Origin of the sequence: Paenibacillus pseudetheri, assembly GCF_924513355.1 — a bacterium.
Classification (GTDB): domain Bacteria; phylum Bacillota; class Bacilli; order Paenibacillales; family Paenibacillaceae; genus Paenibacillus_AQ; species Paenibacillus_AQ pseudetheri.
The window spans coordinates 153,801-169,361 of sequence record NZ_CAKMAB010000004.1; the positions used below are offsets into that span (position 1 = coordinate 153,801).

Below are 15,561 nucleotides of genomic sequence, written 5' to 3' on the forward strand. Positions count from 1 at the left end.
AAATATGAGAAAAGCGAACAGTGGAGAATCCAGTCCGGTCGTCTTGTCTGTAGACGGGGTACGGAAAAAAATAGGGCGAAAGTGGATTATAGATGATGTTACGTTTGATGTTAGAGAAGGAGAAATTTTTGGCTTCCTCGGACCCAATGGAGCTGGAAAGACAACTACGATTCGAATGCTTGTCGATTTGATTCGTCCCAGTGAGGGCAAGATTACGGTATGTGGTTACAATGTGAACCGAAATCCGGAAAAAGCGTTGCAATTTGTTGGCTCTATCGTTGAGAATCCTGAGGTATATACCTATTTGACGGGATGGGAGAATTTACAGCATTTTGCCCGAATGCAGCCAGGTATAGATAATGAACGTATTAGTGAAGTCGTAGATATCGTTCGGTTGGATCAACGAATCCATGATAAGGTAAGTACATATTCGCTTGGGATGAGACAACGACTTGGTATAGCGCAGGCTCTTCTGGGACGTCCGCGTCTGCTTATTCTGGACGAGCCTACAAATGGCTTAGATCCAAAGGGAATTAAGGAGCTGCGAGAATTTATACGCAAACTAGCAGATGAGGGTTTAGCGGTATTTGTATCGAGTCATTTACTTAGTGAAATCCAGCTTCTCTGCGACCGTGTTGCGATTATTAGTAAAGGGCGAGTACTTGCAGTGGGTGCGGTAGATGAGCTGATCGCTCGAAATTCTCCGTATGTACTTTGGGAGCTGGAGCCTTTTGCTGAAGCTAAGGGATTACTGGCTGATCGCCCAGATATTCAGATTCAGAATCTGGAAGACGTTACCTTGGATGATTCAATAATTGCAGGTATGGGCCCGAATTCTTTAATCACAATTATGGATCAGGATTTGATCCCCGAGATTGTGGCTATTATGGTGACTGCTGAAATCGAAGTTAGGGCTGTGCATAAAATCAATCCGACACTGGAACAGCTATTCTTGAAACTAACGGAGGGTGAGAACGTTGAATAATATGCTTCCGCTAATCCGTAATGAATGTTTAAAAATTATAAAAAAGAAACGGTTTTATGTTATACTGCTGATTCTGATTGTACTGGTGCCTATGTTCACCTACGCTCAAATGCGCTCAGCTGAGCGTAGCCGAGATAAATTCAACTCCGATTGGCGCCTGGAGATCCAGCAGCAGATCATTGATAATCAAAATTCTTTGGGGAGCGACCGAATTCCAGAGGAATGGAAGACTTATCGGCGAATATTTGTACAGCAGCTTCAATATTACCTTCACCATGATGTAAATCCGAACGAACCAAGCGGCGTTACCTTTACCCGTGAGTTTATGGATAATTCCGTTACTTTATTTATTCCGCTACTCATTATGGCGGTAGCCTCGGATTTAGTTTCTGCGGAGCGAACTACAGGGACGATCAAAATGCTGCTGACAAGGCCAGTTAAGCGTTGGAAAGTTTTGTTTAGCAAATTGGCGGCACTGCTTATGTTTGTCTCGCTTATTGTACTCTCCACATTTGTGATCAGCTACCTTATTTCTGGTCTTGCTTTTGGATATAAGGGCTTTAATATCCCTGTCTTTACAGGCTTTAAGATCAGTGGGGACTCGGTGGATATGTCTACTGTACATGCAGTACCACAGTGGAAATATATGCTTATGCAGGGTGGATTGGTCTGGTTTGTTAGCGTCGTAGTTGCCCTGCTTGCTTTTATGATCTCTGTACTTGTAAGGAGCACTGCTGCTAGTATAGTGGTCATGATGGCAGCGCTGATTGCTGGAAATATTCTGACTAATATGGCTTCAGCCTGGACAACAGCGAAATATTTATTTATGGTAAATCTTGGACTGACCGGTTATTTGTCAGGAACTCCCGCACCCATAGAGGGGATGTCCTTGTCATTTTCCATGGCTGTACTGGCTGTATGGGGGGCTGCTTCGGTGATCATTTCATTCGCCGTCTTTACGAAAAGGGATATTTTGAATTAGAATGTACAAAGTGACGAAAACGTTTGTTTGCATTTCTAGAGATATAAGAAAGTATAAGTTTTGCACTTATACTGTATGTCTTATATTTCTCGCTTAAAGGCTTACCGTCTTTATAAGGACGCCGAAGGCGTTAATGCTTGAGTATAGAGAAAAGAAGGAGGAGCATGAATGCTCGAACAGATCGATATGTTTGCTGAAGTTTCTAATAACGGCGAGAATAGCCGTACTGGATACGATGCTGACGACATTCAAGTGCTCGAAGGTCTGGTTGCAGTACGCAAACGACCTGGCATGTATATCGGCAGTACAAGTTCTTCGGGACTACATCATCTAGTATGGGAAATTGTAGATAATGCTGTGGATGAGCATTTAGCCAAGTATTGTACGAAGATTGACTTACTACTTCGCAAAGATGGCTCAGTAACGGTGACGGACAACGGTCGTGGGATTCCAACTGGAATGCATAAGACAGGAGTGCCAACGCCGCAAGTTGTATTTACAATTTTGCATGCAGGCGGTAAATTCGGTGGATCTGGTTACAAGAAATCAGGCGGTTTGCATGGCGTAGGGGCTTCAGTAACGAATGCTTTGTCTGAATGGCTTGAAGTAGAAATCTATCGTGAAGGCAAAATCCATCGTCAACGTTTTGAATATTGGGTGGACAAGAAGGGGAAAGAGCATGTTGGCGAACCTGTAACGGGTCTTGAAATTCTGGGCAACACCAACAAGACCGGTTCGAAAATTACTTTTAAACCGGATATTCGCGTCTTTCCAAATGGAATTGCCCTGAATTATGATACGCTGGCAGAGCGGGTACAGGAGATTGCCTTTCTGAATTCCGGTCTGCGTATTACGCTGCATGATGAGCGGAGCAATCGTCAGGACGAGTTCTTTTACGAGGGTGGAGCAAGCCAATTCGTACAGTTCCTGAATGAGGGCAAGGATGTTCTTCATGACGTTATTCACTTCAGCGCTGAAAAGGACGATATCGAAGTGGAAGTAGCTCTTCAGTACAATGGAGGCTACACAGAAACCTTGGCTTCCTTCGTTAACTCCATTCCTACTCGTAGCGGTGGTACTCATGAGACAGGCTTTAAGACTGCGTATACTCGTGTGTTGAATGATTATGCCCGACGTACACAGTTGCTTAAAGAAAAGGATAAGAATTTAGAAGGAAATGATTTGCGCGAAGGTATGATGGCTGTCATTAGTGTCAAAATGTCCGAGGTTGAATTTGTTGGACAGACGAAGGATCAGCTCGGTAGTGCTTCTGCTCGTAGTGCAGTAGACTATATCGTATCTGAGAATATGGCTCGTTTCCTGGAAGAAAACCCACAGGTAGCACAGAGCCTTCTGAAAAAATCAATTCAGGCTTCGAAAGCTCGGGAAGCGGCTCGTAAAGCCCGCGATGAGATCCGTACAGGTAAGAAACGTAGCGAGAGCTCGAATCTTGGCGGAAAATTATCACCTGCGCAGTCTAAGGACGTTACACGAACTGAGCTGTTTATCGTAGAAGGTGATTCGGCTGGTGGCTCAGCGAAGCAAGGCCGTGATTCAAAGATTCAGGCGATATTGCCGCTAAAAGGAAAACCGATGAATCCGGAAAAAGCTAAGCTGCTGGATATCCTGAAGAACGATGAATATAAAGCGATCATTTCCACGATTGGTGCAGGAATTGGTCCGGATTTTACCGTCGAAGACAGCAATTATTCCAAAATTATCATTATGACCGATGCGGATACAGATGGAGCACATATTCAGGTACTGCTGCTGACATTTTTCTATCGTTATATGAAGCCGTTAATAGATGCCGGAAAGGTTTTTATCGCTCAGCCTCCGCTTTATAAGCTGACCCGCAAAACGGGCAAGCTGGAGACCGTAAGGTATGCATGGAGTGATGAAGAACTGCAAAATTACTTAAAGGAGTTTGGCAAAAACTTCGAGCTTCAGCGTTATAAAGGATTGGGTGAGATGAACCCTGATCAGCTGTGGGAAACAACGATGAATCCAGAGTCGCGTACACTGCTTCAGGTGCAGATTGAGGATGCTGCTAAGGCTGAGCGTCGTGTTTCTACACTGATGGGTGATAAAGTCGATCCTCGTAAACGTTGGATTGTTGAAAATGTCGATTTCACTGAAATTGTAGAGTAGTTGCAGTTAGTAGTGCTGCAAGTGACGATAATCCCGATTTTCAAAAAGCTTGGTGATTCTTGGAACGGTGGGGACTTTTGGAACTGTATGAACGATAGCGCCCGCCTTTGTCTCCGGATTTTATCCGCATAGCGGTATAATCAAAGAAATCTGGAGACAACAGCGGCCGGAAGTCCAAAAATCCCTGGAGTGTTCATGAGAATTACCACACTATTTTAAAACGGGCAGTTTGAGGAACAGAAGGTGAGCAAAGTGAGTAGTTTATCAGAACAATTTTTGCCGGCTTTTCTGGAAGAGGTCGTCGGTGACCGCTTTGGTCGGTATTCCAAATATATTATTCAGGACCGGGCGATTCCCGATGTCCGCGATGGACTTAAGCCTGTACAACGCCGTATTCTTTATGCGATGTACGATTCTGGCAACACGCCTGACAAGCCGTACCGCAAGTCAGCCAAAACCGTCGGGGATGTAATGGGTAATTACCATCCACATGGTGACTCCTCGATTTACGACGGTATGGTTCGTATGGCACAGCCATGGAAGATGGGGCATGTTCTTGTTGACGGTCATGGCAACTGGGGCTCGATGGACGATGACCCAGCTGCGGCAATGCGTTATACAGAAGCACGCTTATCTCCGATTGCAATGGAGATGATGCGTGATATCGAGAAGCGGACGGTGCTGTTTAAGGACAACTTTGACAATACAGCCAAAGAACCTGTGGTTGTTCCTTCCCGGTATCCGAATCTACTCGTAAATGGCACGAGTGGGATTTCCGCAGGCTTTGCCACTGAGATTCCGCCACATAACCTACGTGAGGTTATTGATGCTTGTATCGCAGTGATGCAGAAGCCGGATATTGAACTTGAAGATATCATGACCTTTATGAAAGGTCCGGATTTCCCCACAGGCGGCACTATTATGGGCGGAGACGGCATCATGGATGCTTACCGCACTGGTAAAGGCCGTATTTATTTACGCTCCAAGACTGAGATTGAAAATATGCGTGGCGGCAAGCAACAAATCGTGATTACGGAAGTTCCATTCCAGATTGTAAAATCACGACTAGTTACCTCCATGGAGAATATTCGATTAGAGAAGAAAATCGATGGCATTGCTGAAGTTCGTGATGAGAGTGGACGAGAAGGACTTCGGATTGTAGTAGAACTCAAGAAAGAAGCGGATGCCCAAGGCGTTTTGGCGTATCTGCTCAAAAAAACCGATCTTCAAATCACCTATAACTTCAATATGGTGGCGATCGTCAACAAGGCTCCGCAACAGCTTGGTCTTAAAGCCATCCTGGAGGCTTATATCGCGCATCAGCGTGAAGTAGTGACTCATCGCACCCAATTTGATCTGGAACGCGCAGAAGACCGTGCTCATGTCTTAGAAGGCTTGGTAAAGGCGCTGAATATTCTGGATGAGGTCATCGCTGCCATCAAAGCATCGAAGAACCGTCAGGATGCTCAGAACAATCTCGTGTGGATGTTCGGGTTCAGTGAACGTCAAGCGGATTCTATTCTTACCTTACAATTGTATCGTCTGACGAATTTGGAGATTACTTCACTCCAAAAAGAATTGGATGAAATGATGGCAAAGATTACACATCTGCGTGGCATTTTGGAAAGTGACAAGAAGCTCGTAGCTGTAATCCGTAAGGAATTGCTGGAGATCCGTGATAAATACGGGATCGATCGCCGTTCGCTGATCCAAGGCGAAGTTGAGGAGCTTAAGGTTAGCCTTGAAGCGCTGGTCAACGCAGAGGATGTGTTAGTAGCACTTTCCGCAGACGGTTATATTAAGCGTACAAGTATGCTTTCCTTTACCCGCTCTGGTGGGGAACGTCATACATCAGGCGTAAAAGAAGGCGATCATATCGTTAAGCTGCTCGATGTGAATACCCGTGACAGTCTGCTGGTATTTACGCGCAAGGGGCAGTACTTCTTACTTCCGGTTCACCAGATTCCAGAGTTTAAATGGAAAGAACCAGGTACTGCGATTGTTAACGTTATCGGATTGTCTAAAGGGGATGGAATCATTAGCGTGATTCCGGTCAATAATCTTGATGATCCGCAGCAAAGCCTCGTGTTTATCACCCGCAGAGGTCAGGTTAAGCGTACAGAGCTCAAGGAATACTCTACAAGCCGCTCTGGAGCCGTAGCAGCCTGTAAGGTAGCAGACGGTGATGAGATCATTACAGTGGCTACTAGTACGAATGACAAGGACATTGTACTCGTGACTCGTGAAGGAATGAGTATTAGATTCCATGAGAATGAAGTTAATCCTATGGGCCGTGTTGCATCCGGTGTAAGAGGCATTCAGCTTCGTGAGGGCGATGAGGTGATTTCTTGCTTCTGGGTCAGTGAAGATGAAGGTGAGATCCTTTCTATCTCCGATATCGGATATGCGAAACGTTCATTACTAGTGGATTATCCATCTCAAAGCCGCGGTGGCAAAGGGATGCCAACCTTTGAATTTAAGGAAGGCAAGCGAGTACGACCAAATGGCAGTAAATTGGCAGGGGCTTTCTATTGCAGAGAACCGCTGGAACTTAATGCAATTACACGGGAGAATGCACATCACACATTCTCTTCTGAATCTGCACCACTTGGAGAGCGTCGTTCTACAGGCAAACAGATTGTTCCTGTGGAGAAAAAGGATGAGATTGTTCATCTTTTCCCAGCAGTTAAGTAAAATAAACTAGTAATAAACAGATTTGGTAAAATAACTTATCAAGGTGCTTAGTCAATTCTTCTTGAGAACTGACTAAGTGCCTTTTTTTAATTTTCTCGCTTATCAGTTTAGAAGATTTATTTTTCTTCTTTTGCAGGAAATGGAATTTGTTTCGCGAAAATGTAGTTATACCGGATAGAACCGCAAGGAAAGGAAGGAATCAGTGTGCACGCTTCTGAATTCAGTAAAATTTGGCATAAAATTTTAAAAGATTACAAACTACATATGGACAGTAATCTTGCCCCATCGCTAACGGATGCCCAACTCACTGTACTTGAACTGCTTCAGGAACGTGATGCCATGAAGCCTTCTGATCTGGCTCCACATCTGGCAACCAGTCCTGCAGCGGTTACTATGTTACTTGATCGGATGGAGAAAAATGGGCTTATCATTCGGGAGAGAGATGCTGCGGATCGCCGTATTGTATGGGTGAGTATAACGGAAATTGGAACGCAGGAGACTGTACGTGGTTTGAAGATCCGTAGTGATTTTTTTGCAGAAGCGCTTGATCCGATATCCTCTCATAACCAACAGCTACTACTCTATTTAATGGGCAAAATGGTTGTTACAACTACACCGGAAGGTTCTACACCATGAATATATACAACAACACTTATTTCAAAAAAAGAAGGCCATCCATTAACGGATAGCCTTCTTTTGTAATTCCTTAGACCACAAATCCCAAGGATGGGTTTGCGGGGGCAGGGAAATAAGTTCTACTTCTTCTTTAGTAACAGGGTGGGGAAAGCCTACAAGTGCAGACCACAGTGCAATTTGCTGTCCAGGTCTGTTCACCGAAGCCCCATACTTCTGATCACCGTATAAGGGGCAGCCGATGGAGCTAAGCTGCACTCGAATTTGATGGGAACGACCGGTAAGTAAATCGATCTTGAGCAGGCTGTAACCCTCAGCGCTGCCAAGTACTGTGTAATCCAGAATGGCTTCCTTACCGCCGGGTGTTCCTTTCCGGACTACAGTGACGGTATTGCTCTTGGCGTCTTTAAGCAGCGTATCGGTAAGACGGCCATGAGATGCTGGCGGTTTACCGTGCACGACCGTTAAGTACACCTTATGAAAGCTGTGAGTTCTGACACACTCGGATAGTCTTGAGGCTGCTTTTGATGTCTTGGCAAAGATCATTGCACCCCCAACCGGACGATCCAGGCGGTGGACTAGCCCCATATAGACGTTGCCAGGCTTGTTAAAGCGTTCCTTCACATCTTCTTTGAGCAGGTTGAGCAGATCAGGATCTCCAGTAGCATCCTCCTGAACAGGAATATTCACGGGCTTCACTATGCCTAGAAGATGATTATCTTCGTATAACACTTCAAAGCGCTTCGACATTCCGTCCAGCGGCTCGTTGCTGCCAGATAAATGCTGTGTCATGGCTTACGCCTCCCAGCGTCCCAGAATACCGCATGGCAGGTTCATGCCGGAGGAAGTGATCGGAAGACCGATTTCACCGGAGGTGAGCTTCCCGCCATAACGTTTACCCATGGTCATCGACAACATATTACGTAGGACAGTTGGAGAAATCCCAGTGGTGTATGAATTGATTAGCATAAACAAAGGTTTGTCGCTCATTATTTGCATACAGTTCTCAAGGAATGGATATAAGCTGGATTCCAGCTTCCACATTTCTCCGCCAGGTCCTCTTCCATAGGAAGGCGGGTCCATAATAATCGCATCATACTTACTACCACGGCGTTGTTCACGTTGTACGAATTTGAATACGTCATCTGTGATGTAGCGAACTGGACGCTCGCCCAGGCCGGACAGCTGCACATTTTCTTTTGCCCATTGCACCATTCCTTTGGCTGCATCCACGTGAACAACAGAAGCGCCGGCACTTGCTGCGGCTACAGTAGCTCCACCAGTGTAAGCAAATAGATTTAGTACAGAGATCGGACGGTTAGCAGCCGCAATCTTGTCCATCATCCAGCTCCAGTTGGCCGCTTGTTCAGGGAATAACCCTGTATGCTTAAAATTTGTAGGACGCAAATGGAATTTTAATTTTCCGTAACTAATTTTCCAATCATCCGGAATTGTTTTCTTCATTTCCCATTGTCCACCACCCGCTGAGGAACGGTGATAATGACCGTGTACATCACGCCATTTCGCTGTCTCATTGGAGAGTGGCCAAATAATTTGTGGATCAGGACGGCGCAGGATAATATCACCCCAACGTTCAAGCTTCTCTCCACCGCCAGTGTCAATTACTTCATAGTCTTTCCAGTCGCTAGCTATATACATTTTTTAATCCATCCTTCAAAAATTCATTTAGCCTTTATTGTACATCATTTCACCATATAGCTACAAACAAAATACGCACAAGCCCAACACTCTACTTATTTTATCCAATGAAGATTATGTGTATAATATTTCCATGCTCACAGCTATTATTCTGGCAGATCAAGCAATGATTGTGTATGATCAGATATCAGAGTCTTTACAATATTTATGATCGGAGAATAGCAGCTTATGTTCAATCTCGCGCCTCTATATTTCCCGATAACTGCAAATCCAGCACAAACTAGTGAATTTCTACCTAGTCAAGCTTTGCAGCCATATATTCGCTGTTTCTGGGGCTCTGTTACACCGCGTATTCATACAGAGGCATCCGTTCACGTAGTGGACAAGGCATCTGGTTACGAACCTCGAATGGAAACAATTATTCCAGATACATGCATGGACATTATTTGGAATCTGAATGAATCGACAGGCTTAACAACTACCGTTTTTTCCGGCATCAATGATGCTCCTTTTGAAGTCCCTTCAGACAAGGGGGGAGGTAGGATCTCAACCTTTGGTATCCGATTTCATTTCTGGGCCGTTCATTTTTTTGCGGATGACCATCTCCGTGATGTCCTGAATGCATTTGTAGATGTGGACCAATACTTTTGTACTTTTAAAAAAGAGCTAGGACTTCTGCTGGAACAAGCAAATTCTATGAATGAAAGGATAGCGGCAGCTGAGGCTTATCTTTTTCAGCGTCTTGAGCGTGGTGGACGGACTAATGATCGGATGATGAATGCAATTTATACCCTAATTAAACAAAAGGGTGTGGTAACAGCTGAGGATTTGGAAACCAGCTCTAATCTAAGCCGACGCCAACTCGAAAGACTTTTTCAAGAATACATAGGTGTATCACCTAAAAAAACAGCTGACCTTGTGCGATTTCAGAATGTATGGCGTGAAATGTATCAACTGCCTGTGCAGACGAAGAATATGCAGGATCTTATTTTTACGTATGGATTCAGCCACCAGCCTCATTTTATAAACAGCTTCAAGAAATATGCAGGAAGAACACCACTTGAGGCTTTAGTCTATGCGGGCAGATAAATGTCGCAATTTTGCAATACAAAGGGTAGCTAGCCTTGTTAAAGTAGACCTAAGTAAGAAATGGATACTATGATGATGAGAATGAAAGGGGACAAATTATGATTTCGTCTTTTGAAGGTACTAACATCTACACTAAGGATACTGCAGCGTTGGCTGCATTTTATTCGGAGGTACTAGGGATTCCAATTCCGTTCGAAGGCTACGGCAATTTTGATGGCGCAAAGATTGGATTCGACAAGAAGCAGCCTGGAATCATTATATGGGATGCGACGAAATGGGAAAAGCTCACGACTGGCTTTGTTAATTTAGTATTCGGCTGCGATAATCTCGATGAGACGTATGAGCAGTTAAAGGCTAAGGGACTGGATTGTCAGCCACCGGTTACGATGGCGTATGGCGGGAAAGAAATGAATTTCCGCGATCCAGATGGTAATTACATTACGTTGCTCGAAGGAGCATACTAATTCATTCTTGAATAAAAAAAAGGATTGAACGCAAACATCAACCGTGTGAATAAACGGGAGTTTGCGTTTTTTTTATTTTAATCATTTGACAATGATAATCATTATCAAATAGAATGAGGGTGAAGCACACATCATTTAAATTTTATGTTTAGTAATGGGAGGAACAGAAAGATGACGAAAGTGCTAGTGGCATACGCCAGTCTAACTGGAAATACTGAGGAAATGGCAGAATTAATTGTAGAGGGAATACGTCAAGCAGGCGGTGAAGCCGTTTTGAAATCGGTCACTGAATGTAATGCGGTTGAGATAAATTCATATGAAGGCGTTCTGTTAGGAGCATACACTTGGGGAGATGGAGAGCTACCTGATGAAGCTCTTGATTTCTATGAGGAGATGGATGAGCTTGATTTGACCGCTATGAAGTCAGCAGTTTTTGGCAGTGGAGACACAGGTTACGCGATTTATTGTGGAGCCGTGGACTTATTCGTGGAGAAGTTAAAGGAACGTGGAGCTGTAATATTACAGGATAGTCTTAAGATTGAATATGGCCCGAACGCTGCTGAAAAAGAAGCTTGCCGTCAATTCGGTCGTCAATTTATCGAAGCTTGTATGGTGGCATCATAGGATGGGCGGGCCAGCGGGAAGTTGGATGAAGAAACAAGTGAATTTACATACGCCTCCATATAAACGACTGCATGATTATCGAGTGGAGCACATTATGCTTGGAGGGGCCGAGAATGTATCAAGCGGCGCTCCAGCGACGGGGCTCCCACGCTGGCGCCAGCAAGTTCAATATGCCGTAGGGCATACACTTAACGACTTTTATAGTTTGCTGCCTGAAGTCCGAAGGGAGACGCCGATACAATTTCTGTTAGAGCGTCGTTGGCCACCTAGGGGGGATGCTTTTCCTTCATTGCTGCAATATTGGGATATCAAGACGAGTATAGCGGATGAACTAATGCGTATCGTTTCGACCAATCATCTACTGGAAATTCCGGTAATGCTATACGAGCAGTGGTATGTGCCAGTCCCGGAGCTGAACTTGGAGCTTTCGATGATTACTCAATTAGCTTGGAATTCTACTCAGAATGGTCGAAGCCTAAACATTCAGAAATTTATGGTGAATGGCAATGAGGATACTGTTGCGGGCTTTTTGCATATGACTAACGTCTTTTGTTATGCGGCTTACGGTGAACCTGCGGAGACCGTGGAAATCTACTCCTTGCTAGAGGGTCGTAAATACTCTTACAAGGGAAATGCTGTCCCGTATAAGGAGTCTTTGGATTATGTTCGGTTGCTATCTGTATTTCTGGAGCAGGAAGTGCACGCTGATGGCTCATTAAGCTGCAGTGACCGTAGAAATGATAGAGGAGAAGCTAATGTTGGAGGATTTGGGCTCATGTGATTACTCTAATAATAAAATAAGGCCTCCTGCTCTTCAGGCGAAAATGCCCATTAGAGGGGAGGCTTTATTTCTATGGATTAGCCGATATAACGGTAATAATCCTGTTTATTCTGAATGATAAAGCCACAGCTTTCATATAGCTTAAGCGCATTGGGATTATCTAGAGCGACCTCGAGATTAATTCCATTATAGTTTTTACGTTCTCGTTCGATCGTTTGAAGAAGTGCACTTCGGCCAATGCCTAGCCCCCGAAGCTTCTTGCTGACAGTAAATCCATAAATCCAGGTTTCATTATCTTCGGTCCACAGCCGCATTTTACCAACAGGTTGTCCGTCCATTTCGATCATAATATGTTCTTGCAGGCCTTCCTGTTTCTGCAGGTCATAGAGTTCGGCAGCATCTTCTGTCTTTATGTCAAAACCTCCACAATCCAGCTCAACGAGAATTGGGGCTTCGTCTTCACGAGCAGGGCGCAAGATTACCGTCCCTGTTGCTGAGCTTGCTTCAGAGGAAGCAACCGAATTTCCTCCCCATTTCATTTGGTATTCCGCGTGATTAAATTGTAGGGGGAGAGTCTGAAGGAATGCAGCTCCAGATGACGAGGCAGCGGGAGCGTTTAGAAGTAGGGTAGCAACATTTCCCCGTTTGATAATAGTTTGCGCTCGGTTCCACAGTGAAGTGAAGATGCCCCGTCGCCGGTAGCCTGGTCGAACCATGCCACAGATCTCCATATCGCTTCCGAATCCATAAAGTCCTAAGAAGCCGACGAGTAAATCATCTTCATAAGTCACGAGCCATTCCGTATCTCCTACGCTTGATGGCTGGCGAAGCATATCCCAATTCAATTTCAGTGAAATTCCGTCATATTGCTCACAGCGTTCTTGTAATTCTTCTATATTTCTCAAAGTATCAGTAGTAGTCAAACCCGTTTCCTCCTAAAGTGTATTTGAACTAAGTATATTAGTTCGAATAGGTTAATAAAGCTTCACGGAAACGGGAACGGAGATCAGTCTCGCTCGCCTGTGTTCCCGCTCAGCACGTCCTTATACTCCGGATGCTTCTCAAATTGATGAGCTGCATAGGAGCACACAGGAACAATTTTCATATTTTCATTTCGAGCCTTATCTACAACAGCCCGTACAAGTTCTTCACCGGTACCTTGACCGCGCAGTTCCTCAGAGACACGAGTGTGGTCAATGACCAATTCCCCAGCATCTTTATCCAAACTGTATGTGATCTCGGCAAGGTCCTTACCGTCATTCGCAACAAAAAAACGTCCTGTTCCATTTTGAATTTGCATCTTATGGCTTCACTCCTAAAATGTTATTGCCTATATTTTACTACCATGATTTGCAAAAAGCGAGGAATGAACCAGATTGATTGCTCATCGTTCTACAGAGTTGAGGGCATTACTATTAATTCTGGCAGGCCGTTTGACGCAAATGGACAAAAACACATTGCGAACCATCCGCGGTAACGAGATCGCAGGATCTTCTAGGAGCCCATGTCCTTCCTTAAATCTTGTAATCAAGATCGGTGAACAAATTATGGAGCCAAGGTTGTTGAATTGTTCAACAACCCAAACACCCTTATACTAAAGGGCTGCTCAAATCGAAGCCAGTTATTAATCAGCGGCAAGATGAGCTGTATTCCATAACAGGCCAAGTGCCAAATCTGTTTGAGCTGGTACCCTCTGATGAATATATTGATATGACTATGGGTCGTCAGTATAAGCATTATCTTGATCCGGATGAACTTCCTAAGACGAATGTGGAGATTATGTATGATGAATCGATAGATAATAAATCTAATTCTCACCTGAATGCTGTTTATCGCACGATGATCGAAGAAATGTCTTTGTCGAGTGATCATCTCTTTCATCTACGTAATGTCCGCCATTTCTCTGATAAGGAGATCCAGCTAAGACAATACCGGACGAAGCCAAATACGAATAGACATAAAATTGCTAAAGCTGTAATCAGTCGTGTGAGTGATCAGAATGATTTATTAGGCGTTCCTGGTTTTTTCGCTAAAGAAGGAACCTATGGTTCTTATTGGACTATGGCTGGAGCTGCTGGGCTAATGATTCCGTTCCGATCAATAACAAATGAAATTACAGGCAACCTAATCAATTCGGGATGAGGCGTGCTTGATGATAAACTCTATGTTCAGGGTAAAGAGCTAGAAGTCATCCTTACAGAGAAGGACAAGAAAGAATGTTATTCAAAATCAAAGAAATTTGTATTCAGTGTTGTACTCAAGCAAGGTCTGTGGTACTGGTGGTGGAGTAGCGGTTCCAAAAAAACGGTTCCTCTATCGGTAATCCGCTCCCTTAACAGCTAAAGACTGGATGAGATGGTATCGAAAAGGCAAACGACATGAGGCTTCAGTGCTGCGTGAAGATGAAAAAACGAAAGGTCAATGGGCAATCTGTACACCCCTCAGAAAATCTGTTCAAGCGACAATTTCATGCAGAAGCTCCTCTGCAAAAACTCGTCACGGACATTGCTTATTTGCCATTTGGCGGTAAGATGTTGTACTTCTCCAGCATTCTAGACTTGTACAACGGGGAGATTGTGGCTTACAGTATAGCAGATAAACAAGATACCTCTTTAGTGTTGGATACGTTAAACCAGCTTCCAGAGCAGGAGAAGATGTTACTACATAGCGACCAAGACAGCGTCTATACGTCCTTTGCATACCAGGAAGCTGTAAAAGGAAAAGGCATTACCACGAGCATGTCCCCGTAAAGGAACGCCCGCTGATAATGCCCCCATTGAATCGTTGCATCCCACACTAAAGTCTGAAACATTCTACCTCGAAGATCTCACTACATCATTTAATATAACTCAATTCGAATTCAAGCGAAACTAAATAACCAGTCACCAGTCGATTTCCGGTGACTGGCAGCTTACTTGTAAGGTGTTTTGATCCATTAACCCGCTGTTACATTCCGATTCCGGAAGGATTAGAACTACCTAAGAGAATTATTGGTCATCCATAAATTAATCCAGATACCCTCTTTTTGAAGAGGGTTATGGGCCAACATTACATTCTTGACTGGAGCAATTCTGGATATCATATTCACGAACAAACATTAACCTACTTCCTGGGGGTGTTGGAGGACAAGGCCCTTCATCTCTGTATCTGCAGTTTCTATAATATTTTCCTTCTGGGGAAATGTACTCACAGCATTTTTGAGGCCTACTAAAAAAAGAGTTGGTTGAGTTGGTTGAGCTGGATAAGCTGGATAAGTATAAGGATAAAACCACGGATAATATTGATAGTGCTGAGCCAATTGTTGTGGAATCGCTGTGGAAGCATTGTACCTAACACTAGGTGTAAATCTATACATATATCAGAACCTCCAAAATTTGATGGTATTTCACCTTATATAAGCTTATGCCTAATACATCATGGAGGTGTTAATAACAGGTAACGTTAGTTCAAAAAAACAGCTACGGTTTAAGACTTTTTTTCGTTCCAAGGCTGCCGCTGT

Annotated in this window: 15 protein-coding genes and 2 pseudogenes; 12 read left to right on the plus strand and 5 right to left on the minus strand. The window is 44.2% G+C overall.

Annotated elements, in window-relative coordinates; all coding sequences use genetic code 11:
* Nucleotides 1-4 precede the first annotated feature (4 nt).
* From L1028_RS05115 to L1028_RS05135, 5 genes are all read left to right on the plus strand, one after another.
* A complete protein-coding gene (locus L1028_RS05115) occupies nucleotides 5-985 on the plus strand; it encodes an ABC transporter ATP-binding protein (protein WP_234532050.1) in 981 nt (326 codons plus the stop codon).
* Nucleotides 978-1,967 carry an ABC transporter permease gene (locus tag L1028_RS05120; protein ID WP_042190048.1) on the plus strand — a complete coding sequence of 330 codons (990 nt, stop codon included), beginning with the start codon at nucleotides 978-980 and terminating at the stop codon, nucleotides 1,965-1,967. Before L1028_RS05115 ends, L1028_RS05120 begins: the two co-directional genes overlap by 8 nt.
* Nucleotides 1,968-2,135: 168 nt before the next feature.
* The gene (parE, locus tag L1028_RS05125; protein ID WP_042190046.1) at nucleotides 2,136-4,118 is read left to right on the plus strand and encodes a DNA topoisomerase IV subunit B; all 1,983 of its coding nucleotides are present in this window, start codon (nucleotides 2,136-2,138) and stop codon (nucleotides 4,116-4,118) included.
* Between the two features lie 252 nt (nucleotides 4,119-4,370).
* Nucleotides 4,371-6,812: a DNA gyrase subunit A gene (gene gyrA, locus L1028_RS05130; RefSeq protein WP_234532051.1), complete on the plus strand. Its 2,442-nt coding sequence runs from the start codon at nucleotides 4,371-4,373 to the stop codon at nucleotides 6,810-6,812.
* 204 nt (nucleotides 6,813-7,016) lie between these two features.
* Nucleotides 7,017-7,448, plus strand: a complete 432-nt coding sequence (locus L1028_RS05135; RefSeq protein ID WP_234532054.1) for a MarR family winged helix-turn-helix transcriptional regulator — start codon at nucleotides 7,017-7,019, stop codon at nucleotides 7,446-7,448.
* A 42-nt stretch (nucleotides 7,449-7,490) separates the two neighbouring features.
* On the opposite strand, the gene L1028_RS05140 is transcribed toward L1028_RS05135, so the two are convergent.
* Together L1028_RS05140 and L1028_RS05145 are read right to left on the minus strand one after the other, a co-directional pair.
* Entirely contained in the window at nucleotides 7,491-8,237 is a 747-nt protein-coding gene (locus L1028_RS05140) for an RluA family pseudouridine synthase (protein ID WP_231573316.1), read from the minus strand.
* Between the two features lie 3 nt (nucleotides 8,238-8,240).
* Nucleotides 8,241-9,104 carry a class I SAM-dependent methyltransferase gene (locus L1028_RS05145; protein ID WP_234532059.1) on the minus strand — a complete coding sequence of 288 codons (864 nt, stop codon included), beginning with the start codon at nucleotides 9,102-9,104 and terminating at the stop codon, nucleotides 8,241-8,243.
* A 228-nt stretch (nucleotides 9,105-9,332) separates the two neighbouring features.
* Here L1028_RS05145 and L1028_RS05150 point away from each other — a divergent pair, with 228 nt between their 5' ends.
* From L1028_RS05150 to L1028_RS05165, 4 genes are all read left to right on the plus strand, one after another.
* Nucleotides 9,333-10,193 (plus strand): helix-turn-helix domain-containing protein, encoded by an 861-nt coding sequence (locus tag L1028_RS05150; protein ID WP_234532060.1) that lies wholly within the window; start codon nucleotides 9,333-9,335, stop codon nucleotides 10,191-10,193.
* A gap of 98 nt (nucleotides 10,194-10,291) precedes the next feature.
* Nucleotides 10,292-10,657, plus strand: a complete 366-nt coding sequence (locus L1028_RS05155) for a VOC family protein (protein ID WP_234532067.1) — start codon at nucleotides 10,292-10,294, stop codon at nucleotides 10,655-10,657.
* 171 nt (nucleotides 10,658-10,828) lie between these two features.
* Nucleotides 10,829-11,281 (plus strand): flavodoxin, encoded by a 453-nt coding sequence (locus L1028_RS05160; RefSeq protein ID WP_042190032.1) that lies wholly within the window; start codon nucleotides 10,829-10,831, stop codon nucleotides 11,279-11,281.
* Nucleotides 11,202-12,062, plus strand: a complete 861-nt coding sequence (locus tag L1028_RS05165) for a hypothetical protein (protein WP_234532068.1) — start codon at nucleotides 11,202-11,204, stop codon at nucleotides 12,060-12,062. Before L1028_RS05160 ends, L1028_RS05165 begins: the two co-directional genes overlap by 80 nt.
* Nucleotides 12,063-12,139: 77 nt before the next feature.
* On the opposite strand, the gene L1028_RS05170 is transcribed toward L1028_RS05165, so the two are convergent.
* Together L1028_RS05170 and L1028_RS05175 are read right to left on the minus strand one after the other, a co-directional pair.
* Nucleotides 12,140-12,985 (minus strand): GNAT family N-acetyltransferase, encoded by an 846-nt coding sequence (locus tag L1028_RS05170; protein WP_234532069.1) that lies wholly within the window; start codon nucleotides 12,983-12,985, stop codon nucleotides 12,140-12,142.
* Between the two features lie 83 nt (nucleotides 12,986-13,068).
* On the minus strand, nucleotides 13,069-13,362 hold the full coding sequence (locus tag L1028_RS05175; protein WP_234532071.1) for a GNAT family N-acetyltransferase: 294 nt from the start codon (nucleotides 13,360-13,362) through the stop codon (nucleotides 13,069-13,071).
* A gap of 255 nt (nucleotides 13,363-13,617) precedes the next feature.
* Here L1028_RS05175 and L1028_RS05180 point away from each other — a divergent pair.
* From L1028_RS05180 to L1028_RS05195, 3 genes and pseudogenes are all read left to right on the plus strand, one after another.
* Nucleotides 13,618-13,772 (plus strand): annotated as a pseudogene (locus L1028_RS05180) (oligopeptide/dipeptide ABC transporter ATP-binding protein); the annotation flags it as partial.
* A gap of 435 nt (nucleotides 13,773-14,207) precedes the next feature.
* Complete coding sequence (locus L1028_RS05190) at nucleotides 14,208-14,405, plus strand: hypothetical protein (RefSeq protein ID WP_234532075.1); 198 nt, start codon at nucleotides 14,208-14,210, stop codon at nucleotides 14,403-14,405.
* A gap of 44 nt (nucleotides 14,406-14,449) precedes the next feature.
* Nucleotides 14,450-14,965 (plus strand): annotated as a pseudogene (locus L1028_RS05195) (DDE-type integrase/transposase/recombinase); the annotation flags it as partial.
* Between the two features lie 194 nt (nucleotides 14,966-15,159).
* On the opposite strand, the gene L1028_RS05200 reads toward L1028_RS05195, so the two are convergent.
* Nucleotides 15,160-15,417 carry a hypothetical protein gene (locus L1028_RS05200; RefSeq protein WP_234532076.1) on the minus strand — a complete coding sequence of 86 codons (258 nt, stop codon included), beginning with the start codon at nucleotides 15,415-15,417 and terminating at the stop codon, nucleotides 15,160-15,162.
* Nucleotides 15,418-15,561 lie beyond the last annotated feature (144 nt).

Coding starts and splice junctions, on each gene's coding strand:
- L1028_RS05115 (WP_234532050.1), top strand. CDS start 5: ATGAGAAAAGCGAACAGTGGAGAATCCAGTCCGGTCGTCTTGTCTGTA.
- parE (WP_042190046.1), top strand. CDS start 2,136: ATGCTCGAACAGATCGATATGTTTGCTGAAGTTTCTAATAACGGCGAG.
- L1028_RS05140 (WP_231573316.1), bottom strand. CDS start 8,237: ATGACACAGCATTTATCTGGCAGCAACGAGCCGCTGGACGGAATGTCG.
- L1028_RS05145 (WP_234532059.1), bottom strand. CDS start 9,104: ATGTATATAGCTAGCGACTGGAAAGACTATGAAGTAATTGACACTGGC.
- L1028_RS05150 (WP_234532060.1), top strand. CDS start 9,333: ATGTTCAATCTCGCGCCTCTATATTTCCCGATAACTGCAAATCCAGCA.
- L1028_RS05155 (WP_234532067.1), top strand. CDS start 10,292: ATGATTTCGTCTTTTGAAGGTACTAACATCTACACTAAGGATACTGCA.
- L1028_RS05160 (WP_042190032.1), top strand. CDS start 10,829: ATGACGAAAGTGCTAGTGGCATACGCCAGTCTAACTGGAAATACTGAG.
- L1028_RS05165 (WP_234532068.1), top strand. CDS start 11,202: ATGGCCCGAACGCTGCTGAAAAAGAAGCTTGCCGTCAATTCGGTCGTC.
- L1028_RS05175 (WP_234532071.1), bottom strand. CDS start 13,362: ATGCAAATTCAAAATGGAACAGGACGTTTTTTTGTTGCGAATGACGGT.
- L1028_RS05200 (WP_234532076.1), bottom strand. CDS start 15,417: ATGTATAGATTTACACCTAGTGTTAGGTACAATGCTTCCACAGCGATT.